At 73.1% G+C, this 22,270-nt stretch carries 17 protein-coding genes; 13 read left to right on the forward strand and 4 right to left on the reverse strand.

Annotated elements, in window-relative coordinates; genetic code table 11:
* Window positions 1-60 precede the first annotated feature (60 nt).
* Complete coding sequence (locus ACIQCJ_RS29440; RefSeq protein ID WP_402713091.1) at window positions 61-2,334, reverse strand: helix-hairpin-helix domain-containing protein; 2,274 nt, start codon at window positions 2,332-2,334, stop codon at window positions 61-63.
* A gap of 409 nt (window positions 2,335-2,743) precedes the next feature.
* Window positions 2,744-3,724 carry an aldo/keto reductase gene (locus ACIQCJ_RS29445; RefSeq protein WP_355333079.1) on the reverse strand — a complete coding sequence of 327 codons (981 nt, stop codon included), beginning with the start codon at window positions 3,722-3,724 and terminating at the stop codon, window positions 2,744-2,746.
* A 263-nt stretch (window positions 3,725-3,987) separates the two neighbouring features.
* On the opposite strand from ACIQCJ_RS29445, the gene ACIQCJ_RS29450 reads away from it, so the two are divergent.
* A complete protein-coding gene (locus tag ACIQCJ_RS29450) occupies window positions 3,988-5,043 on the forward strand; it encodes an LLM class F420-dependent oxidoreductase (protein WP_402713046.1) in 1,056 nt (351 codons plus the stop codon).
* Window positions 5,044-5,218: 175 nt separating this feature from the next.
* On the opposite strand, the gene ACIQCJ_RS29455 is transcribed toward ACIQCJ_RS29450, so the two are convergent.
* On the reverse strand, window positions 5,219-5,848 hold the full coding sequence (locus ACIQCJ_RS29455; RefSeq protein WP_355333075.1) for a hypothetical protein: 630 nt from the start codon (window positions 5,846-5,848) through the stop codon (window positions 5,219-5,221).
* A 194-nt stretch (window positions 5,849-6,042) separates the two neighbouring features.
* Here ACIQCJ_RS29455 and ACIQCJ_RS29460 point away from each other — a divergent pair, with 194 nt between their 5' ends.
* From ACIQCJ_RS29460 to ACIQCJ_RS29480, 5 genes are all read left to right on the forward strand, one after another.
* Window positions 6,043-6,750 (forward strand): histidine phosphatase family protein, encoded by a 708-nt coding sequence (locus ACIQCJ_RS29460; protein ID WP_402713047.1) that lies wholly within the window; start codon window positions 6,043-6,045, stop codon window positions 6,748-6,750.
* A 102-nt stretch (window positions 6,751-6,852) separates the two neighbouring features.
* Window positions 6,853-7,443 (forward strand): DUF3090 domain-containing protein, encoded by a 591-nt coding sequence (locus tag ACIQCJ_RS29465; RefSeq protein WP_355333071.1) that lies wholly within the window; start codon window positions 6,853-6,855, stop codon window positions 7,441-7,443.
* Window positions 7,407-8,330: an SCO1664 family protein gene (locus ACIQCJ_RS29470; RefSeq protein WP_402713048.1), complete on the forward strand. Its 924-nt coding sequence runs from the start codon at window positions 7,407-7,409 to the stop codon at window positions 8,328-8,330. The genes ACIQCJ_RS29465 and ACIQCJ_RS29470 overlap by 37 nt, the downstream gene beginning before the upstream one ends.
* Window positions 8,331-8,447: 117 nt before the next feature.
* Window positions 8,448-9,677: a cysteine--1-D-myo-inosityl 2-amino-2-deoxy-alpha-D-glucopyranoside ligase gene (gene mshC / locus ACIQCJ_RS29475; protein WP_391161082.1), complete on the forward strand. Its 1,230-nt coding sequence runs from the start codon at window positions 8,448-8,450 to the stop codon at window positions 9,675-9,677.
* A 123-nt stretch (window positions 9,678-9,800) separates the two neighbouring features.
* Window positions 9,801-12,854, forward strand: a complete 3,054-nt coding sequence (locus ACIQCJ_RS29480) for an NPCBM/NEW2 domain-containing protein (protein WP_402713049.1) — start codon at window positions 9,801-9,803, stop codon at window positions 12,852-12,854.
* Window positions 12,855-12,913: 59 nt separating this feature from the next.
* On the opposite strand, the gene ACIQCJ_RS29485 is transcribed toward ACIQCJ_RS29480, so the two are convergent.
* The gene (locus ACIQCJ_RS29485) at window positions 12,914-14,035 is read right to left on the reverse strand and encodes a PAC2 family protein (RefSeq protein ID WP_402713050.1); all 1,122 of its coding nucleotides are present in this window, start codon (window positions 14,033-14,035) and stop codon (window positions 12,914-12,916) included.
* Window positions 14,036-14,316: 281 nt separating this feature from the next.
* On the opposite strand from ACIQCJ_RS29485, the gene ACIQCJ_RS29490 reads away from it, so the two are divergent.
* The 7 genes from ACIQCJ_RS29490 to ACIQCJ_RS29520 all read left to right on the forward strand — a co-directional run bounded on the left by ACIQCJ_RS29490 (window position 14,317) and on the right by ACIQCJ_RS29520 (window position 22,146).
* Complete coding sequence (locus ACIQCJ_RS29490) at window positions 14,317-15,642, forward strand: L-fuconate dehydratase (protein ID WP_355333059.1); 1,326 nt, start codon at window positions 14,317-14,319, stop codon at window positions 15,640-15,642.
* Window positions 15,639-16,448, forward strand: a complete 810-nt coding sequence (locus ACIQCJ_RS29495; RefSeq protein ID WP_402713051.1) for an SDR family NAD(P)-dependent oxidoreductase — start codon at window positions 15,639-15,641, stop codon at window positions 16,446-16,448. The genes ACIQCJ_RS29490 and ACIQCJ_RS29495 overlap by 4 nt, the downstream gene beginning before the upstream one ends.
* Before the next feature lie 159 nt (window positions 16,449-16,607).
* Window positions 16,608-17,645, forward strand: coding sequence for a sugar ABC transporter substrate-binding protein (locus tag ACIQCJ_RS29500; protein ID WP_355333054.1), 1,038 nt, complete (start codon window positions 16,608-16,610; stop codon window positions 17,643-17,645).
* A 3-nt stretch (window positions 17,646-17,648) separates the two neighbouring features.
* Entirely contained in the window at window positions 17,649-19,235 is a 1,587-nt protein-coding gene (locus ACIQCJ_RS29505; RefSeq protein ID WP_402713052.1) for a sugar ABC transporter ATP-binding protein, read from the forward strand.
* Window positions 19,232-20,269: an ABC transporter permease gene (locus ACIQCJ_RS29510; RefSeq protein ID WP_188282963.1), complete on the forward strand. Its 1,038-nt coding sequence runs from the start codon at window positions 19,232-19,234 to the stop codon at window positions 20,267-20,269. The genes ACIQCJ_RS29505 and ACIQCJ_RS29510 overlap by 4 nt, the downstream gene beginning before the upstream one ends.
* Window positions 20,270-20,297: 28 nt before the next feature.
* Window positions 20,298-21,287, forward strand: a complete 990-nt coding sequence (locus tag ACIQCJ_RS29515) for an aldo/keto reductase (RefSeq protein ID WP_402713053.1) — start codon at window positions 20,298-20,300, stop codon at window positions 21,285-21,287.
* Between the two features lie 4 nt (window positions 21,288-21,291).
* Window positions 21,292-22,146: an amidohydrolase family protein gene (locus ACIQCJ_RS29520; protein ID WP_402713054.1), complete on the forward strand. Its 855-nt coding sequence runs from the start codon at window positions 21,292-21,294 to the stop codon at window positions 22,144-22,146.
* Window positions 22,147-22,270 lie beyond the last annotated feature (124 nt).

Raw genomic sequence — 22,270 nt, forward strand, 5'->3', positions numbered from 1 at the left:
TACGGAGCCGCCGGGCCGGTGGTGGGCGGCGGCTGAGCCGTACGGGGCCCGCGCCGCCCGTCAGTCGGCGGCCAGCTCCCGCAGCACGGTCACCAGCCGGGTCGTGCGCGGCGCGGCCTGGGGACCGGCCACGGCCTGGGCCAGGCCCTGATCGGCGCCCTGGACGACCGACAGGTGCCGCTCGCCGCGCGCGAACGCCGTGTAGACCCAGGACCGGGTGAGCAGCGGCCCCGCGTCGCCCGGTACGACCACCACGACCGCGGGCCAGCGCATCCCGGCCGCCTGGTGCCCGGTGATCGCCCAGGCGTGCCGTACGGTCGTCGCCACGTCCGCGCGCGGCACCAGCACCGGCCCGTCCTCGCACTCCAGCCGCAGTCCGTCCGGCTCCGCGCCGACGACCGTGCCGGGCAGCGTACGGCCGGGGACCGGCACGTGGACGACGCGGTCGCCGGGGTCGAAACCGGCGAAGCGGCCGGGGCCGGGATTCAGCCGTTCTTTGAGCGCCGCGTTGAGCACGCGGGTGCCGACCGCGCCGCCGTGCCCCGGCGTGATCACCTGGGTCCGCTCCGCCGGTACGCCGATGGCGCGCGGTACGGAGTCGGCGACGAGCTGCACCGTACGGTGCACGGCCTCGCGCGGGTCGCGTACGGGGACGACGACGACCTCCTTGTCCGGGGCCTCGACCGGGGCGAGTTCGCCGATGCCGATGAGCGAGACCAGCTCGCCGATCGGGCCGGGGTCCGGGGTGCGGGAGGCGACCCGCGGGCAGGACTTGGCGGCCAGCATGTCGGCGAAGGCCAGACCGGGGCCCGCCGACCACATCGCGTGCTCGTCGCCGCTGAACACCAGCCGGGCGCCGTCGGGCACCGCCTCCACCAGTGAGGCGGCCTCCTCGATGCCCAACTGCTGGGCGTCGAGCACCGCGAGCAGGTCCAGGGCGAGGGCGCCGTCGCCGGACCTGCCGGGGCCCTGCGTACCGGCCAGCAGCGCCTCGACCGTCACGGCCGCGTCCTCGCCGAGCGCCTCGGCCAGCCGCCGCCTGCCGTTCGCCGTGTACGCGGCGGCGTACGCCCGCAGGCCCGCCGCGCGCGCCGCGGCCACCAGGGCGGTCGGCTCCTCGCGGGCCGCCTCGCCGCCGGAGTGCACGACCAGGCCGCTGCCCGCGGCGGCCCTGATCAGCTCCGCCGCCGACTTCGACGGCGCGCCCGCGGCGGCCTTCTCCCAGTCCGTGCCGTGGTCGCCCTCGAAGGAGCGCAGCAGCCGCACACAGCCGTCCGCCAGGCTCTCCTCCGCCAGCGCGTACCGGTCGAGGCCGATCAGCAGCGGTACGTCCGCCGCGCCGTCCTCGCCCTCGTCCTCCTCCTCGCTCGCGGCCTCCGAGGCCGTCGCGGGGTGCGCGGGGTGCTCGGGGAAGACGAGCACCTGGCCGTCGGCCACGGCGGAGGCCACGGCCGCCGCCGGGTCCGGTACGGCGCGGGCCGCCAGCTCCGCCTGTAGCTCTGCCGACCGCAGGGCCGTGTGCCCCTTCTCGGCGGCGCGCTCCAGCAGCCAGCCGACCAGCGCGTTCGCCCGCCGCTCGTCGTCCGGGCGGCACTGCGCGCCGAGCAGCGCGCGGGCGAAGGTGTCCGCCGGTTCCACCCGTACGCCGGGCAGGCCGAGCACCAGCCACGGGTCCTCCCGCAGCGCCTCCCCCGCCCGCTCCCCGAGCGCTCTGACCGCCGCCTCCGCCAACTCCCCTGGCGCGCCGCCCTCTTCCAGCACGGCCTTCGCCGCCGCGACGGCCGCCGGATCAACGGCCGCCTTCCGCAAGCCGCCCTCGCGTACCCGCGCCCCGGCCGAAGCCGCCCCGCCGCCGGACGCCGCGCCCGCGCCGGCCCGAGGCCGCGCCTCGACACCGGCCGCCGCGCCCGCCCCGGAGGCCGCCGGAGCCTCGCCGTGGCCCTCGCGCCCGTCCTGAGGGCCATCGGCCCCGGCCGACGCCTGCGGCGCGGCGCCAGGACCTGTGACTCCGCTCTGGGGCGCGTCGGCCCCGGCGGACGGCCGCGGCCCCGGGGCAGGACCCGTGGCTCCCGACGCGGGTCCGTCCGCCCCGGCGTCCGGGGCCGTAACTCCCGTCTCGGACGCCTCCGTTCCGGCCCCTGACGGCTCCTCGGCGCCGTCCTCGGCGCCGTCCTCGTCCCCGCTCCCGTCCGTCGCCTCCACGGACGACTGGGCGTCGTCTGTCGCCTCCGCTTCGGCCTCCGGCGCGCCGTCCGCGCCGTCCGTCCCCGCCGGGACACCGGCGCCGACCTCCGCCGCCTCCGCGGCCTGCATGGTGGCGGCCTCCGCCGCCATCGCCTCGCGCCGCTTGCGGCGGGCTTCGGCCGCGTCACCGCGCGGCGCGGGCGCCGCCGGATTGTCGCCGCGCTCGATCGAGCGGACGGCGGCGGCCAGCGCGGCCACGTCGGCGACCGGCTTGGCGGCGGCACGGCTCCCCGGCACCGCGGCGGACGCCGTGCCCGTGGGCCGCTCCTGCGGGGCCGTCCGCGAGCCGCCCCCAGAGGACGACCCGTCCGCGGCGGCCGAGGCGGAGCCGCTGGCCTCGCCCGCCGCGAGAGCGCCGCCTCCGGCCGTGGACGGGCCGTCCGCGGCGGCCGGTGGGTTCGCCGGGCCTCCGGCGGGGCCGCTCGGCGGCGGGGGAGTGGGGGATTCGGTCACTGCGGCCTCCGTGGGGTGGTGGACCGGCGGGAGGCTTGCGTGCCGTTCAGAGCGTGCTCCAGTCGTGGTCCGGATAGCGGTGCAGGGGTGCTGACACGTCGTCGAGCGCCAGGCAGATCTCTTCCGGAAGCGTAAGCGCCTCCACTGACAACGAGGCGATGAGCTGCTGCGCGTTGCGCGCGCCGAGGATGGGGGCGGCGACACCGGGCCGGTCGCGTACCCAGGCGAGGGCGACGTGCAGCGGGGAGACCGCCAGGCCGTCGGCCGCTATCGCGAGGGCGTCCACGATGAGCCGGGCGGTCTCGTCGAGGTAGGGGGCGACGAAGGCGGCCATGTCGTCGGAGCCGCCGCGCGACTCGGGCGGCGTGCCGTTGCGGTACTTGCCGGTGAGCACACCGCGGCCGAGCGGCGAGGAGGGCAGCAGGCCGACCCCGAGGTCGATCGCGGCGGGCAGCACCTCGCGCTCCACGCCCCGCTGGAGGAGCGAGTACTCCATCTGCGTACTGGCCAGCGGCGTCCGCCCGGGCGCGGCGAGCTGCCACGCGGCAGCCTTGGCGAGCTGCCAGCCGCAGAAGTTGGAGACGCCGACGTAGCGCGCGCGGCCGGAGCTGACGGCGATGTCCAGCGCCTGGAGCGTCTCCTCCGTGGGCGTACCGGGGTCGAAGGCGTGCACCTGCCAGAGGTCGACGTAGTCCGTGCCCAGCCGCTGCAAGGACGCGTCGAGCGCGGACAGCAGGTGTCCGCGCGAGGCGTCGAACCGCCGGTCGGGGTCCGGCACGCTGCCCGCCTTGGTGGAGATCACCAGATCGGCCCGCGGCACGAGATCCTCGATCAGCCGCCCGAGCAGATACTCGGCGCCGCCGTCGGCGTACACGTCCGCCGTGTCGACCAGGCTGCCCCCGGCGTCCCAGAACGCCTTGAGCTGGTCGGCGGCGTCGCGTTCGCCGGTGTTGCGTCCCCAGGTGAGCGTGCCGAGACCGAGTCGGGACACGCGCAACCCGGTGCGGCCCAGGTGCCTATGCTCCATGGGCGCTGAGATTACTGCCCGCACCGGCCGAATGGGCGGCAGTGACGTACCTGACAGGGCCCCGTGCCGCGGCGGGGCGCTACAGTCCGGAGGTACAACGACGTTACTCGCCAGTATGTCGGCGGACGACGGCGGTGACATGACAGCGCAGACCTGACAGCGAAGACCTGACAGCGACGGACGCGAGAGCGACGGACGCGAGAGCGACGGACGCGAGAGCGACGACGCGACAGCGACGACACGGCGGCGGAAAGAGGAGCGGTATGCGGCTCGGGATCAACCTCGGCTACTGGGGCGCCGGGATGGACGCGGACAACCTCGCCGTCGCCCAGGAGGCGGACCGGCTCGGCTACGACGTGTGCTGGGCCGCCGAGGCGTACGGATCCGACGGCCCCACCGTGCTCTCCTGGGTCGCCGCGCAGACCGAGCGGATCGACGTCGGCTCGGCGATCTTCCAGATCCCGGCGCGTGCCCCCGCGATGACGGCGATGACCGCCGCGACCCTGGACTCGCTGTCCGGCGGCCGGTTCCGCCTCGGCCTCGGCGTGTCGGGCCCGCAGGTCTCCGAGGGCTGGTACGGCGTCAAGTTCGACAAGCCGCTCTCCCGCACCCGCGAGTACGTGGAGATCGTCCGCAAGGCGATGTCCCGCGAGCGGCTGAGCTACGAGGGCGAGCACTGGACGCTGCCGCTGCCCGGGGGCCCCGGCAAGCCGATCAAGCTCACCGTGCACCCCGAGCGCGAGCACATCCCGCTCTACATCGCCGCGATCGGCCCGAAGAACCTGGAGCAGACCGGCGAGATCGCCGACGGCGCCCTGCTGATCTTCCCGTCCGCCGCGCACCTGGAGGACACCGCGCTGCGGCACATCAGGGCCGGGCGCGAGAAGGCCGGTCTGACGCTGGACGGCTTCGACGTCAGCCCGACCCTGCCGCTCGCCCTCGGCGAGGACGTCCCGGCGCTGGCCGACATCTTCCGCCCGTACACCGCGCTGTACGTCGGCGGCATGGGCAGCCGCAAGCAGAACTTCTACAACCAGCTCGCGCAGCGCATGGGGTACGAGAAGGAGGCCGCCAAGATCCAGGACAAGTACCTGGCGGGCGACAAGAACGGCGCGGGGGCGGCCGTGCCGCAGGACCTCATCGACTCCACCTGCCTGCTCGGCACGGTCGACCGGATCGCGGACCGGCTGCGCGAGTACGCCGACGCCGGGGTCACCACGCTCAACATCACGCCCGCCGGATTCACGCGGGACGAGCGGATCGCGGGCGTACGGGCGGGCGTCGAGGCGCTGGAGCGGGCCGGGCTCGCGGGGGCGTAAGCCGAGGACGTGACGACGGGTCGGCCCGAAGGGGGCCGGCCACGGCCCCGTGCCGCTGTCGGTCCGATGGGCCGGTCATGGCCCCGTGCCGCTCGACGCGCGCGGGGCCGTGCGCGGCGCCCGCCTCGACGCGGCCCAGCGCCCGTCCTCATGACGGCCCGGCCCAGCGCCGCGCTCAGCTCGGTACCAGCCGCCCCAACAGCCGCCCGAAGGCGATGAGTCGCGCTATCTGCCCGGCGCCGCCGTCGTCCAGGGACTTGCTGAAACGGAACGCCTCGGGGCGGAATTTGGCGGAGGCGACCGGCAGCGGCGAGTCCGGGTCGGCCTGCACCGCGCTCATCTCGTGCGGCATCGCGGTGGCCAGCACCAGATAGACCCCGCGGTCGATCCGCTGCCCGCCCTCGTCGCGGCCGACCAGGGTGCGCATCCCGACGTGCCCGATCGAGTCCAGCGGCAGCACCTGCACCGATGAGTCCAGTACGGTGCCGCCCGGCGCCTTGTCGTCCGCCAACTCCTCGCTGTGCCACAGGATCAGCCGCCGCCCGTCGCACACCGCGGCCTCCTGCCACACCGAGGTGCCCGCCTCGGTCAGGTCGACCACCCGCTCCAGGGTGAAGCCGCGCACGCGGCGGCGGCCCAGCACACCCTCGATGGCGTCGAGCGCGACGTCCGCGTGCAGGAAATACGCGTCGGCGGCGTCCTCCAGGCGGCCGTACGGAGACCAGTCAGAGCCGGCCGGACCACTCCGGCGCGCGCTCGGACGGCTCCTCGTCGCCTTGCTGAACATCTCCACCTGCTTCGCCATCCCGACTGCTGCCCGAAAACTGAAGGGCCCCCCGACCCCTAGACCTTACCTATGAGGCAAGTCGGCGAGGGCTAGGCCGGGGGCAGTGGATCGCAGGGAATTCAGCGGCCGTGGTGGGGGCTCGGGGGGATCTTCCCCGCCACGGCCGTCCCCCAGCACAACGGGTCGGCGGCGGAAGGGTTACGGTGGCGGGCATGCCCACCGTGATCCTTGTCCGGCACGGCCGGTCGACCGCCAACGCCGACGGAGTGCTGGCCGGATGGAGTCCGGGCGTCGCCCTGGACGACACCGGCCGGGCCCAGGCGACCGTGCTCGCCGCCCGACTCGCCGCACTGCCGCTCGCCGCCGTCGTGTGCAGTCCGCTGCAACGCTGCCAGGAGACCGTAGGACCGCTGCTCGACACGCGCCCCGAGCTGCCGCTGCACACCGACGAGCGGGTCGGCGAGTGCCACTACGGCGACTGGACGGGCCGCAAGCTGGCAGAACTGGCGGAGGAGCCGATGTGGGCGACCGTCCAGCGGCACCCCTCTGCGGCCGTCTTCCCCGGTGAGAACGGCGAGTCGCTGCGCGCGATGCAGGCCCGCGCGGTGGACGCCGTACGGGACTGGAACGCCAGGATCGAGGCCGAGCACGGGCCCGACGCGCTGTACCTGGTGTGCTCGCACGGCGACATCATCAAGTCGCTGGCCGCCGACGCGCTCGGCATGCACCTGGACCTCTTCCAGCGGATCAGCACCGACCCCTGCTCGGTGACCGTCATCCGCTACACCCCGTACCGCCCCTTCCTGCTCCGCCTCGGCGACACCGGCGACCTGACCCCGCTGATCCCGCCCCCGCCGCGGGACAAGCCGCAGGGCAACGAGGACGACGCGGTCGTCGGAGGCTCCACCGGCGCCCTGTGATCAGCTTCCGCAGTAGGGTGGGGGACCGGCAGTGGAACCAGTGAATGCCACCAGAACGCATCGCGCCAAAGCAGCGATTCAGTCGAGATAACGGAGCGGGACGTGCCCCGTCAGGTCTTCTTCTACGAGCAGCCGGACCGTTTCGTGGCCGGGACAGTCGGCCAGCCGGGTCAGCGGACCTTCTTCCTCCAGGCCACCGCGGCGGGCAGGACCACCAGCGTGGCGCTGGAGAAGACGCAGGTCGCGGCGCTCGCCGAGCGGGTGGACGAGCTGCTGGACGAGGTGGTGCGCAGGTCGGGCGGCAACGCCTCGGTGCCCGCCGTCGCCCCTGCGGAACTGGCCGACTCCGCCCCGCTGGACGCCCCCGTCGAGGAGGAGTTCCGGGTCGGCACCATGGCCCTGGCCTGGGACGGCGCCCACGAGCGGATGGTCATCGAGGCGCAGGCGCTGGTCGAGCTGTCCGGTGAGGACGAGGACGACCTGGAGGCGGCCGAGGAAGAGCTGCTCCAGGACGACGAGAACGGCCCGCCGCTGCTGCGCGTCCTGCTGACCGGCGCCCAGGCCCGCTCCTTCGCCAAGCGCGCGCTCGACGTGGTCTCCGCGGGGCGCCCGCCGTGCCCGCTGTGCAGCCTCCCCCTGGACCCGGAAGGACACGTATGCCCGCGTCAGAACGGGTACCGGAGGTCGGCCTGAGCCCCGGCACCGAGGCCCTCGTCCACGGCGAGCTGACCGTGCGCGGCCAGGTGCGCGACGCCTCCAACGCCGTGCTGTTCTGCGAGACCGAGTACGAGGGCCGCGCGCTCGCCTGCGTGTACAAGCCGGTGGCCGGGGAACGCCCGCTGTGGGACTTCCCCGACGGCACCCTGGCCCAGCGCGAGGTGGCCGCGTACCTGGTCTCCGAGGCGACCGGCTGGGGCCTGGTGCCGCCCACCGTGCTGCGCGACGGACCGTACGGCGAGGGCATGGTCCAGCTCTGGATCGACCCGCCGGACCTGACCGCGGACACGGATTCGGGTACGGATACGGAAGTCGGCCCCGACGAGGCCCCCGACGCCGCCGCCGACACCAATTCCGACACCGACGCCGACACCGACCCCGCGCAGCCGGAGCTCTTCGGACTGACCGAGGACACCGAGCCCGCCCCCGGCTGGAAGCCCGTCGTCGAGGCCCGGCTGGAGAACGGCCGCACCGCCCTGCTGGTGCACGCCGACGACATACGCCTGCGCCGCCTGGCCGTGCTGGACGCCGTCATCAACAACGCCGACCGCAAGGGCGGCCACCTGCTCCAGACCGCCGACGGGCGGCTCTACGGCATCGACCACGGAGTGACGTTCCACACCGAGGACAAGCTGCGCACCCTGCTGTGGGGCTGGGCGGGCGAGCCGCTGCCGGACGAGGCCGTGGCCGTACTGCGCAAGCTCCAGGCGGAGCTGTCGGGGGCGCTCGGCGACCGGCTCGCCGAGCTGATCACCCCCGCGGAGACGGCCGCCGTACGGGCCAGGACCGAGCGGCTGCTGCGGTCGGGAGTGCACCCCGAGCCCGGCGGCGAGTGGCCGTCGATCCCCTGGCCGCCGGTCTGAAGCGGGGCGCTCCGGGCCGTCCGGGAGAGCGTTCCGGCAGCGCGCCCGAGCCGCCTCGTCCGGCATTGCCCCAGCTCCGGTTCGTTTGCCAGTCGTCTGCACGGTTAATCTCATGACATGCATGCCTGGCCCGCTTCCGACGTCCCCGCCCTTCCCGGCACTGGACGCGCACTCCGTCTCCACGACACCGCGACCGGTGGGCCGCTGACGATCGATCCGGGCCCGGTGGCCCGGATCTACGTCTGCGGGATCACCCCCTACGACGCCACTCACCTGGGGCACGCGGCCACGTACAACGCGTTCGACCTCGTGCAGCGCGTGTGGCTCGACACGAAGCGCCAGGTGGAGTACGTCCAGAACGTCACGGACATCGACGATCCGCTGCTGGAGCGGGCCAACGCGACCGACGTCGACTGGGTCGAGCTGGCCGAGCGGGAGACCGCGCTGTTCCGCGAGGACATGACCGCGCTGCGGATGCTGCCGCCCGCCCACTACATCGGCGCGGTCGAGGCCATTCCGGGCATCGTCCCGCTGATCGAGCGGCTGCGGGACGCGGGCGCGGCGTACGAACTCGGCGTCGACACGTACTTCTCGATCGCCGCCGACCCCGACTTCGGCAAGGTCTCCGGGCTCGACGCCGCCACGATGCGCGCGCTCTCCGCCGAGCGCGGCGGCGACCCGGACCGGCCGGGCAAGAAGAACCCGCTGGACCCGATGCTGTGGATGGGCGCCCGCGAGGGCGAGCCGAGCTGGGACGGCGGCTCGCTCGGCCCCGGCCGCCCCGGCTGGCACATCGAGTGCGTGGCCATCGCGCTCGACCACCTCGGCATGGGATTCGACGTCCAGGGCGGCGGCTCCGACCTGGCCTTCCCGCACCACGAGATGGGCGCCTCGCACGCCCAGGCGCTCACCGGCGAGTACCCGTACGCGAAGGCGTACGTGCACGCGGGGATGGTCGCGCTGCACGGCGAGAAGATGTCGAAGTCCAAGGGGAATCTGGTCTTCGTCTCCACGCTGCGCCGCGACGGCGTCGACCCGGCGGCGATCCGGCTCGCGCTGCTCGCCCACCACTACCGCGCCGACTGGGAGTGGACCGACGCCGTGCTCGCCGAGGCGGTCGAGCGGCTCGCGCGCTGGCGGGCCGCCGTCTCCCGGCCGGACGGGCCGTCCGCCGACGCGCTGCTCGAAGAGATCCGCGAGGCGCTGGCCGACGACCTCGACGCGCCGCGCGCCCTGGCCGCCGTGGACCGCTGGGCCGCCGCGCAGGAGTCCGAGGGCGGCACCGAGACCGGCGCGCCCGGCCTGGTGTCGCGCACGGTGGACGCGCTGCTCGGAGTCGCGCTGTAGCCCGCACACCCCAACCGCCCCACCCGTGACCGCCCTTGGACTCACCCCGAGTCCGAGGGCGGTTTCCGTTCCGCTTCCGTTCCGCCCATGGTCTCATGCTCGATTTTGCGCTAAACACGCTTCATGCAAACAAGAGTGCGCACTAGAGTGGCGCTGGTCGGTGCAGCCGTGCTCGGTCTGCTCATGGCCTTCACGGGACCCGGCGGCGCGCAGGCCGCCGCGCCCACCGCGACCGCCGAGACCTCCGTGGGGGACGTGACCGGCTTCGACCACGCCGGCGCCGTCTACCGGCTGCACGCGGGTCAGGCCCTGGCCCGGGTCAGCTTCGTGTCGGCCGACACCTTCCGTATCGAACTGGCCCCGGACGGCGCCTTCACCGATCCGACCGGCGACGACATCGTCCTGCCGCAGGGCGCGCCGCCCGCCACGCGCTGGAAGGACGCGGGCGACGCCTACGAGTTGAGCACCTCGGCCGTCACGCTGCGGGCCTACAAGGCGCCGCTGCGCTTCGCCCTCTACCGGGCCGACGGCACCCGGGTCTGGTCCGAGACGAAGCCGCTGAGCTGGACCAAGGACAGCACCACCCAGACCCTCGACCGCGGCGCGGCCGAGCAGTTCTACGGCGGCGGCATGCAGAACGGCCGCGGCAACACCTCGCACCGCGGCCAGACCCTCCAGGTCGGCGTGGACGGCAACTGGAACGACGGCGGGCACCCCAACTCCGTGCCGTTCTACCTCTCCACGGCCGGATACGGCGTCTTCCGCAACACCTACGCGCCCAACACCTACAGCTTCGGCGAGCCGGTGACCGCGAGCGCCGAGGAACAGCGCTTCGACGCCTACTACTTCGCGGGCGACGCCAAGCGGGTGATCGGCGACTACACCAAGCTGACCGGCAAGCCCTTCCTGCCCCCGGTCTACGGCCTGGAGCCGGGCGACTCCGACTGCTACCTGCACAACGCCAACCGCGGCGAACGCCACACCCTCGACGCGCTCGACGTGGCCGCCGACTACACCGCCAACGACATGCCCAACGGCTGGATGCTCGTCAACGACGGCTACGGCTGCGGGTACGAGAACCTGCCGGAGACGTCGGCGGGCCTGGCGAAGCAGGACATGAAGCTCGGCCTGTGGACCGAGGACGGCCTGGACAAGCTCGCCGACCAGGTCAAGGCGGGCCAGCGGGTCGCCAAGCTCGACGTCGCCTGGGTCGGCGACGGCTACAAGCACGCGCTGGACGGCTGCAAGGACGCCTACCAGGGCATCGAGGACAACAGCGACGCCCGCGGCTTCACCTGGGCGCCGGAGAGCTGGGCGGGCGCGCAGCGCTGCGGCGTGCAGTGGTCCGGCGACCAGTACGGCACCTGGGACTACATCCGCTGGCAGATCCCGACCTACGCGGGCGCCACGATGTCGGGCCTGGCCTACACCTCGGGCGACATCGACGGCATCTTCGGCGGCAGCGCCGACACGTACACCCGCGACCTGGAGTGGAAGTCCTTCCTGCCCGCCGTCATGACGATGGACGGCTGGGCCGCCAGCGACAAGCAGCCCTATCAGTACGGGGAGCCGTACACCTCGATCAACCGCCAGTACCTCAAGCTCAAGGAGTCGCTGCTGCCGTACATGTACAGCTACGCGGCCGAGGCGAACAGGACCGGTGTCGGCGCGGTGCGCCCGCTGGCGCTGGAGTACCCGGACGACCCGGTGGCGGCGACCGACGCGGCGAAGTACGAGTTCCTGTCCGGGCAGGACTTCCTGGTCGCGCCGGTCTACGAGGACTCCGCGGTGCGTGACGGCATCTACCTGCCCAAGGGCACCTGGACCGACTACTGGACCGGCCGGATCTACCAGGGGCCGACCACGGTCGACGGCTACAGCGCGCCGCTGGGCACCCTGCCGCTGTTCGTCAAGGCCGGTGCCGCCGTGCCGATGTGGCCCGGCATCAGGTCGTACCGGGACCGTACGGCCGACTCCCCGGTGGCCTGGGACGTCTACCCGCAGGGCACCTCGTCCTTCACCCTCTACGAGGACGACGGCGTGACCCGGCAGAGCCGCGCGGGGAAGTACGCGCGGCAGAAGGTCACGGTCACCGCGCCGAAGTCCGGCGCGGGCGAGGTGACGGTGGACGTCGGCGCGAGCGTCGGCGACTTCCGGGGCAAGCAGACCGCCCGGCCGTACGCGTTCACCCTGCACACCGGTGACGCGCCCGGCGCGGTGCTGCTCGACAGCAAGGTGCTGCCCCGGCTCGGCACCGAGGCCGCCTTCGACAAGGCGACGCAGGGCTGGTGGTACGACCCCGCCGACCGCGGGGGAGTGGTCCGGGTGAAGACCGCGACCCGGTCCACCGCCCAGGCGTTCCGGCTGCGGCTGGCGGGCTCCAGCGCGCTCGGCGGACGCGTGCCGGGCTCGGCCGCGGTGGTCTCCGCGCCCGCGGGCCAGGAGACCGGCGCCGGGGTCGCCTCCGACGTCGCCGTGGACCTGACCGCGGGCAAGCTGCCGGTGGTCGGCGCCAAGGTCTCGCTCCGGGCGCCGGACGGCTGGAAGGTGTCGGCGCCGCAGACCGTGCCCGTGCTGACCGCGGGGAACACCAAGCGGCTGCGCTTCTCGGTGACACCGCCCGCCGGGGTCACGGCCGGACAGACCGTGCTCACCGCGCGGGCCGACTACCTGTCGTCGGCGCCCGGCCGGGTCGCCGTCCAGCCGTTCGCGGTCGCGGCGATGCCCGCGCCGCCGACGGCCGACACGTATGCCGGGGATCTGACCTGGCTGACCTCGACCAACGGCTGGGGGCCGCCGGAACGCGACCGCAGCAACGGCGAGTCGGGCGCGGCCGACGGGCACACGCTGACCCTGGACGGGACGACGTACGCCAAGGGCATCGGGGCGCACGCGGCCTCCGACGTCGAGGTGTACCTCGGCGGCCGGTGCTCGGTGTTCACCTCGGACGTGGGCATCGACGACGAGATCGACGGCTACGGCTCGGTGACCTTCTCCGTCGTCGCGGACGGCGTCACGCTGTGGACCTCGCCCGTGCTCACCGGGGCGTCCGCCACCGTGCCGGTGTCGGTACCGGTGACCGGGGCCCGGCACGTCCATCTGAAGATCACCCCGGCGGCGACGTCACTCAGCGGTGACCACGGGGACTGGGCGGGGGCGCGGTTCCACTGCGCGTGACCGGTTGGGGGTGAGGGGGTGCGCGCGGCGCGCCCCCTCACTCCCGTCCGTCGCGCGGTCTACTCCTCGCGGCCGTCCCCGTCCCCGTTTGGGGCGTCCAGGTCGCCTTCCCCGTCCTTGGCGGCCTCGGCCTCGGTCTCCGTGTCGGCGTCGGCTGCGGCCTTGTGGTCGGCCTTGCTGTCGGCCTCGGCCTCGGCTGCGGCGTCCTTGTCGGCGCCGTCGTCCGTATCGGTGTCCGTGCCCGCGCCCGCGCCGCTGTCCGGGCCCAGCCGCGGCGACTGCGCACGGTCCCGGAACTGCGGCACCCCGCCGTCACCCTCGCTCGCGTACTCCCCGGCCTGCGGGTCGCGGCGGCGCAGATAGCGCTCGAACTCCTTGGCGATGGCCTCACCCGACGCCTCGGGCAGCTCCGCGGTGTCCCGCGCCTCCTCCAGCGTCTGGACGTACTCCGCGACCTCGCTGTCCTCGGCCGCGAGCTGGTCCACGCCGACCTGCCAGGCGCGCGCGTCCTCGGGCAGCTCGCCCTGCGGGATGCGCAGGTCGAGCAGGTCCTCGAGGCGGTTGAGCAGCGCCAGGGTGGCCTTGGGGTTGGGCGGCTGCGACACATAGTGCGGCACCGCCGCCCACAGGCTCACCGCGGGGATGCCCGCGTGCGTGCACGCCTCCTGGAGGATGCCGACGATGCCGGTCGGCCCCTCGTAGCGCGACTCCTCCAGATTGAGCGTCGTCGCCAGGTCGGGGTCCGAGGTCACCCCGGTGACCGGGACCGGCCGGGTGTGCGGGGTGTCGCCGAGCAGCGCGCCCAGCACCACGACCATCTCGACGCCCAGCTCGTGGGCGAAGCCCAGGATCTCGTTGCAGAACGAGCGCCAGCGCATGCTGGGCTCGATACCGCGGACCAGCACCAGGTCGCGGGGCTTGGGCGTCGTGATCCTGACGACCGAGAGCCGGGTCGTGGGCCATACGACCCGCCGTACCCCGGCGTCCATCCAGACCGTGGGGCGGTTCACCTGGAAGTCGTAGTAGTCCTCGGCGTCGAGCGCCGCGAAGACCTCGCCCTTGAACTCCCGGTCCATGTGCCCGACCGCGGTCGAGGCGGCGTCCCCGGCGTCGTTCCAGCCCTCGAACGCGGCCACCATGACCGGGTCGATCAGCTCGGGTACCCCCTCGAGCTCGATCACCCAGCGCCTCCTTCCGACCGGAGGGGAGCGGTGCCGTCCCCGTACCGGCTGCTGTTCCTGCACGTGCGGCACCAGCCTACGGCGTACCGAGGCCGGTGCCGTGGTTCTCGTAGCTGGATGATCCCCAGCGCGGCCCCCGATGAGTCACCGGCAGCGCCACCAGGTGAGACATCCGATCTGTTGCCCACAAAGTTTGGCCCCGCCCCTGGACTTCCGGCCCCGCGCGCCGCTATACATCGGATCATCAAGAAAAGATCCGATGTCTCACGACGGGGGTGTGCATGAGTCCGACCATTACCGAGGTCGACGTGTACGACATCCGCTTTCCGACCTCGGAGCAGCTCGACGGCTCGGACGCCATGAACCCCGACCCCGACTACTCCGCCGCCTACGTCATGCTCCGTACGGACTCGCCCGGCGGCCTGGCGGGCTACGGTCTCTGCTTCACGATCGGGCGCGGCAACGACGTCGTCGCCGCGGCGATCAGGACACTGCGACCCTACGTGGTCGGCCGCTCGGTGGACAGTGTCACGGGTGATCTTGGCGGCTTCTACCGGCTGCTCACCCACGACTCCCAACTGCGCTGGCTCGGCCCGGAGAAGGGCGTGATGCACATGGCCGCCGGGGCGGTGGTCAACGCCGCCTGGGACCTGGCCGCCCGCCGGGCCGGACTGCCGGTCTGGGAACTGCTGGCCGGGATGAGCCCGGAACAGCTCGTGGACATGGTCGACTTCCGCTACCTCAGCGACGCCATGACCCGCGACGAGGCGCTGGAGATCCTCCGCCGCGCCGAGCCGGGCCGCGCCGAGCGCGCCGCGGAACTGCGCCGTCGCGGCTACCCCGCCTACACCACGGAACCCGGCTGGATCGGCTACTCCGACGACAAGTTGACCCGGCTGTCCAAGGAGGCCGTCGCCGCGGGCTTCCAGCAGATCAAGCTCAAGGTCGGCGGCGACCTCGACGACGACCTGCGCCGGATGCGGCTGGCCCGCGACGCGGTCGGCCCCGACATCAGGATCGCCGTCGACGCCAACCAGCGCTGGGACGTCTCCGACGCCGTGGACTGGATGCGGGCGCTGGCGCCCTTCGACCCGTACTGGATCGAGGAGCCGACCAGCCCCGACGACGTCCTCGCGCACGCCGCGATCCGCGCGGGCCAGCCGGTGCCGGTCGCGACCGGCGAACACGTCGCCAATCGCGTGGTGTTCAAGCAGCTCCTCCAGGCCGGCGCGGTGGACTTCGTCCAGATCGACGCGGCCCGCGTCGCCGGGGTCAACGAGAACATCGCGATCCTGCTGCTCGCCGCCAAATTCGGCGTCCCGGTCTGCCCGCACGCCGGCGGCGTGGGCCTGTGCGAACTCGTCCAGCACCTGTCGATGTTCGACTACGTCGCCGTCTCCGGCACCTGGGACAACCGGGTGATCGAGTACGTCCCGCACCTGCATGAACACTTCACCGATCCCGTGGTGATGGACCACGGCCGATACCGCGCCCCTGCCGCGCCCGGCTTCTCCGCCCGTATGGTCCCGGAGTCGCTCGCCGACTACCGCTACCCGGACGGCCCGGTGTGGCAGGCGCGACAGGCCCGACAGGAGCTGACCCGATGAGCACCAGCGCCGATCCGACGCGTGCCGCCTCCGCCGCCCAGGACCTCGCGGGCCTCACCGCCCTCGTCACCGGCGGCGCCTCCGGGATCGGCGCCGCCACCGCGGCGCTGCTGACCGCCCGCGGCGCGCGCGTCGCCGTACTCGACCGCGACACCGCGGGCGCGCCGAGCGGCACCGTCCCCGTCACCGCCGACGTCACCTCGGACGAGGACGTACGGGCCGCGGTCGGCGCGGCCGTCGCCGAACTCGGCAGCCTGCACATCGTGGTGAGCAACGCCGGGATCGGCGCCATCGGCACCGTCGAGGACAACCCGGACGACGAGTGGCAGCGGGTGCTGGACATCAACGTCCTGGGCATGATGCGGACCGCCCGCGCCGCCCTGCCGCACCTGCGCGAGGCCGCCGCCGCCCGGCCGGGCAGCGCCTCCATCACCCACACCTGCTCGATCGCCGCGACCGCGGGACTGCCGCAGCGGGCGCTGTACAGCGCGAGCAAGGGCGCGGTGCTCGCCCTCACCCTGGCGATGGCCGCCGACCACGTACGCGAGGGCGTACGGGTCAACTGCGTGAACCCCGGAACCGCCGACACCCCCTGGATCGGCCGCCTCCTCGACCAGGCCGAGGACCCGGCCGCCGAGCGCGCGGCACTCGACGCCCGCCAGCCCCTGGGACGGCTGGTGTCCGCCGACGAGGTCGCCGCGGCCATCGTCTACCTGGCGAGTCCCGCCGCGGCGAGCGTGACCGGAACCGCGCTCGCCGTCGACGGCGGCATGCAGGGACTGCGCCTGCGCCCCGCCGGAAGCTGAGCCGCCACCCCGGCTTCCGCGCACGGCAGTTGTCCCCAAGTACGTCAGCTCCTCCGTACCTCAGCTCCTCCGTACCTCAGCTCCTCCGCACCTCAGGCACCGCCCCCGCACCACATCCTCCGCAGAGCCGACACACAATTCGAAGGGCAGGGCTCGACGATGAGACTGCGCAGAACGACCGTGGCCGCCTGTGCCGCACTGCTCGCGGTCACCGCGCTCGCCGGTTGCAACCGGGGAAGCGACAGCAAGGCGGGCAGCTCCGGCAAGGTCGGCATCGACCTGCCGCGCTCCGACAGCGACTTCTGGAACTCGTACAACAGCTACATAGAAAAGGGCGTCAAGGCCGGTGACGTCTCGGCCCTGCCCCGCACCAACTCGCAGAACGACATCGGCAAGCTCGTCGCGAACGTGCAGAGCTTCGCCAACGAGGGCGCCAAGGCGCTCGTGATGGCCCCGCAGGACACCGGCGCCATCGCCTCCACCCTGGAGCAGATGGCCAAGAAGAAGATCCCGGTGATCAGCGTCGACACCCGCCCCGACAAGGGCCCGGTGTACATGGTCGTCCGCGCGGACAACAAGGCGTACGGCACGAAGGCGTGCGAGTACCTGGGCGAACAGCTCAAGGGCAAGGGCAAGATCGCGGAGTTCGAGGGCGACCTGTCCTCGATCAACGGCCGCGACCGCTCGGAGGCGTTCGCCGCCTGCATGAAGAGCAAATTCCCGAACATCAAGGTGATCCCGCTGGTCACCAACTGGGACGGCGCCACCGCCTCGGCCAAGCTCCAGACCACGCTGGCCGCCGACCCGGACCTGAACGGCATCTACATGCAGGCCGGCGGGGTCTTCCTCCAGCCGACCCTCGCGCTGCTCCAGCAGAAGAACCTGCTCAAGCCGCCGGGCACGCCGGGACACATCACGATCATCTCCAACGACGGCATCCCCGAGGAGTTCAAGGCCATCAAGGCCGGGCAGATCGACGCCACCATCTCCCAGCCCGCCGACCTGTACGCGAAGTACGCGCTGTACTACGCCAAGGAGGCACTGGCCGGGAAGACCTTCCAGCCGGGCCCGACCGACCACGACTCCACGATCATCAAGATCCCCAACGGTCTCGAGGACCAGCTCCCCGCCCCGCTGGTCACCAAGGACAACGTGGACGACGCGAGCCTGTGGGCCAACCAGCTCGGGAAGAGCTGACCCATGGCCGAGGCCGTACCGCCCCCCGCGGTCCACGCGGAGGGCATCGTCAAACGGTTCGGGGCCACCGTGGCCCTGGACCGGGTGGGCATCACCGTCGCGGCCGGCGACTCGCACGCGCTCGTCGGCCGCAACGGGGCGGGCAAGTCCACCCTGGTCTCCGTGCTGACCGGGCTGCACGCCCCGGACGCCGGGCGGGTCTCCTTCCTCGGGAAGCCCGCCCCCGCGCCCGGCGACACCGCCGCCTGGCAGTCCAAAGTGGCCTGCGTCTACCAGAAGTCGATGGTCGTCCCCGATCTGACCGTCGCGGAGAATCTGTTCCTGAACAGATTCGGCCGCGGCCGGATCCGCTGGTCCGCGCTGCGCGGCCGGGCCCGCGACCTGCTCGCCGAGTACGGGGTCGACGTCGACCCGACCGCGCGCGCCGGTGATCTCACCGTCGAGCAGGGGCAGTTCGTGGAGATCGCGCGGGCCCTGTCCTTCGGCGCGCGCTTCATCATCCTGGACGAGCCCACCGCGCAGCTCGACGCGGCGGGCATCGAGCGGCTCTTCACCAAGCTGCGCGGCCTCCAACAGCAGGGCGTGGCCTTCCTGTTCATCTCGCACCACCTCCAGGAGGTCTACGACCTGTGCAGCACCGTCACGGTCTACCGTGACGCCCGCCATGTCGTGACCGCGCCCGTCGCCGAGTTGAGCAAGGCGGAACTGGTCGAGGCGATGACCGGTGAGGCGGCGCAGACCGAACTGGCCTGGCACGCACGGGGGTCGGCCGACGAGTCGGCGTCCAAGGCGCTGTCCACCTCGCTGCCGGTGCCGGTCTCCAAGGGCGCCGCGGACACCGGGGACGCCGTCCTGCGCGCCGAAGGGCTCGTGCTCGACGGCGCCTTCGACAGCATCGACTTCGCCGTACGCCCCGGCGAGGTGCTGGGCCTGGCCGGGGCCACCGCCAGCGGCAACACCGCGCTCGGCGAGACCCTGGTCGGGCTGCGCAAGGCCACCGGCGGCCGGACCCTGGTCGCGGGCAAGCCCGTGCGACCCGGCAGCGTCCCGCACGCGCTCGGCGCCGGGATCGGCTACGTACCCGAGGACCGGCACCGGCAGGGCCTGGTGCTCGGCCGCAGCGTCGCGGAGAACGCCACCCTCACCGTGACCGACCAACTCGGCCCGTACGGCACGGTCCTGCCGTCCAGGACCAGGGAATTCGCACAGCGCATGATCAGCTCGCTGGACATCAAGACCTCGGGACCGGCCCAGCCGGTGGCCGACCTGTCCGGCGGCAACCAGCAGAAGGTCGTCATCGCCCGCGCCCTGGCCCGCGACCCGCGCGTGCTGGTGGCCGTCCGGCCCACCGCGGGCGTGGACGTGAAGTCCAAGGACGCGCTGCTCGGCGTGGTCAGAGGCGTCGCGGACCGCGGCGACGCCGCCGTGATCGTCTCCGACGAACTGGACGACCTGCGGGTCTGCGACCGGGTGATCGCGCTCTTCCACGGGCGGGTGATCGCCGAGTTCGGCAGCGGATGGAGCGACCGGGACCTGGTCTCGGCCATGGAAGGGCTGCCCTCGGGCGGCGACGAGGGAGCCGAGGAATGAGTGACACCAGTCAGTTGACCGCCGATGTGGCGGTACCGGACAAGACCCGGCGGCCGGCGCCGCGTATCCAGCTCACCCGCTACCGGGACCTGTCCCTGCTGCCGGTGATCCTGCTGCTGGGCGTCATCGGCTTCATCGTGTCGCCCACCTTCCTGACCTCCGACAACCTCCTCGGCGTCCTCCAACAGTGCAGCGAGCTGAGCCTGTTGGTGCTCGGCGAGGCGATGATCCTGATCTCCGGCCGGATGGACCTGTCGCTGGAGTCCACCATCGGCGTGGCCCCCGTGATCGCCATGTGGCTGGTGATGCCGAGCACCGGCTCCGCCACCTACCACGGCATCGGACTGCTGCCCGGCTGGTCCTCGATCCCGCTCTGCCTGCTGGTGGGCGTGCTCATCGGCGGCTTCAACGGATTCCTGATCCTGAAACTGCGGGTCAACGGCTTCATCGCCACCCTCGGCATGCTGACCATGCTCCGCGGCCTCCAGGACGGCATATCCCAGGGCAAGTCCATCGTCGAGGTGCCCGCGTCCTTCTCCTACCTCGGCGGCGCGTCCTGGCTCGGCGCCCCGGCCGCGGTCTGGATCTGCCTGGTGCTCTTCGTCCTCGGCGGCCTGGCGCTCGGCTATCTGCGGCACGGCCGGGCGCTCTACGCGATCGGCGGCAACAAGGAGGCGGCCCGCGCGGCCGGTATCCGGGTCGACCTCATCACCTGGGTCGTCCTCGCCGTCGCGGGCCTGCTCGCCGCCTTCGCCGGTGTGCTCTACGTCGGCCACTACGGCGCGATCTCCTCGACCCAGGGCAACGGCTGGATCTTCCAGGTCTTCGCCGCCACCGTGATCGGCGGCGTCAGCCTCAACGGCGGCAAGGGCACCCTCTTCGGCGCCCTGACCGGTGTCGTCGCGCTCCAACTCGTCGTGAACGTCACGACGCTGGGCGGTGTGCCGCCGCTGTGGGACAAGTTCCTCTACGGTGCGATCATCATCGTCGCGCTGATCATCTCCCGCTTCGCGAGCGGCGAGAAGCAGGACTGACCGGATACCCGAGGGAGAGAACGTCACCATGCCCGTACCGGTACTGCCCCGGCTCGGCCTCGGCTGCGCGCCGCTGGGCAACCTCTACCGCGCCGTCACCGAGGAGGAGGCCGAGGCCACCGTGGCCGCCGCCTTCGAGACGGGGGCCGCGGGGCCCGTGTACCTCGACACGGCGCCGCACTACGGTCTCGGCCGGTCCGAGGAACGGCTCGGCCGGGCGCTGGCCGGACGGGACCGCTCCACGTACGTGCTCTCCACCAAGGTCGGCCGCAGGCTGCGCGACCTGCGGCCGGGCGAGGCCCCGGACGGCCAGGGCTTCACCGACTCCCCGGCCCGCGCGCGGGAGTGGGACTACACCGCCGACGGCATCCGCGCCACGCTGGAGGGTTCCCTGGAACGGCTCGGCGTGGACGCCGTCGACATCGTCTATCTGCACGACCCCGAGGACCACCTGCCGGAGATCTACGAGACCGGCTTTGCCGCCCTGGCCGACCTGCGCGATCAGGGCGTGGTCAAGGCCATCGGCTTCGGCATGAACTACAGCGACATCCTCGCCCGCCTCGTCGCGGACCTCGATGTCGACGTCGTGCTGTGCGCGGGCCGCTGGACGCTGCTGGAACGCACCGCGCTGGACGACCTGCTGCCGGCCTGCGAACGGCGCGGTACGAAGGTCGTCGTGGGGGGCGTCTACAACTCGGGCCTGCTGGCCGACCCGCGACCCGGCGCACACTACAACTACGTCGAAGCGCCACCGGAGATCCTGGCCCGCGCGCAGCACATCGCCGCCGTCTGCGCCGAGTTCGACGTCCCGCTGCGCGCCGCCGCGCTGCGCTACCCCTTCGCGCACCCCTCGGTGGTCTCGGCCGTGGTGGGTGCCGCCAACGCCGCCGAGGTGCGCGACAACGCGGAGCTGTTCTCGTACGACATCCCGGACGCGCTCTGGCACGCTCTGGTCGCCCGCGGGCTGCTGGACAAGGACGCGCCGCTGCCGCTCAGGGCTCCCGCCGAGGGGGCCTGACCCGATGCGGATCGACGCCCACCACCATCTGTGGGACCTCGAACGGCGCCCCCAGCCGTGGCTGACCGGGGCTGAACTCGACCCCATCGCCCGGACGTTCCGCCTCGCGGAACTCCTTCCGCTGCTGGACGCGCACGGGATCGACGCCACCGTGCTCGTCCAGTCCAGCTCCTCGCTCGACGAGACCCGCGAACTCCTCGCCCTCGCCCGCGACTCCGGTGGCCGGGTCGCGGGGGTCGTCGGCTGGGCCGACCTCACCTCGCCCGAACTCCCCGGCACCCTGGGCGCGTTGGCCGCCCTCGGACCCCTGGTCGGCATACGGCACCAGGTCCAGGACGAGGCCGACCCCGGATGGCTGGCGCGCGCCGACGTCAGGTCCGGCCTCGCCGCCGTCGGCGCCGCGGGGCTCGTCTACGACCTGCTCGTCACCGTCGACCAGCTCCCCGCCGCCATCGGCACGGTGCGGGCGCTGCCCGAGGTGCGGTTCGTCCTCGACCACGGGGCCAAGCCGCCGATCGGCGGCGGAGGCTGGGAGCCGTGGGCCGCCTCCATGACCGAGCTGTCGGCGCTGCCGAACGTCTCGTGCAAGCTCTCCGGGCTCGTCACGGAGGCCGACTGGCACCGGTGGCGCGTCGCCGACGTGCTGCCCTACGCCCGCCATCTCCTGGCCGCCTTCGGGCCCGACCGGCTCCTCTTCGGCTCCGACTGGCCCGTGTGCACCCTCGCCGCCGATTACTCCTCCGTCGTCGCCCTCGCCGAGGCCGCCCTCTCCCCTCTCACCCCCGCCGCCCGCGACGCCGTCCTCGGCCGCAACGCCGCTCGCCTCTACGCCCTGAACCTGCCCCCGTCGGGCCCCTGAGCCAGTGCAGCGCCTGCTCCCGGGGGCGCGGCCCCGGACGGTTCGTTCGCCGGGGCGGCAGGCCGGGTTTCAGGGGCGGAAAGCGAGGCCCCGCGGAGGGCGAACGCACAGGGTTCGCGCCCTC

This window comes from Streptomyces sp. NPDC093221, from assembly GCF_044753885.1.
Taxonomy (GTDB): domain Bacteria; phylum Actinomycetota; class Actinomycetes; order Streptomycetales; family Streptomycetaceae; genus Actinacidiphila.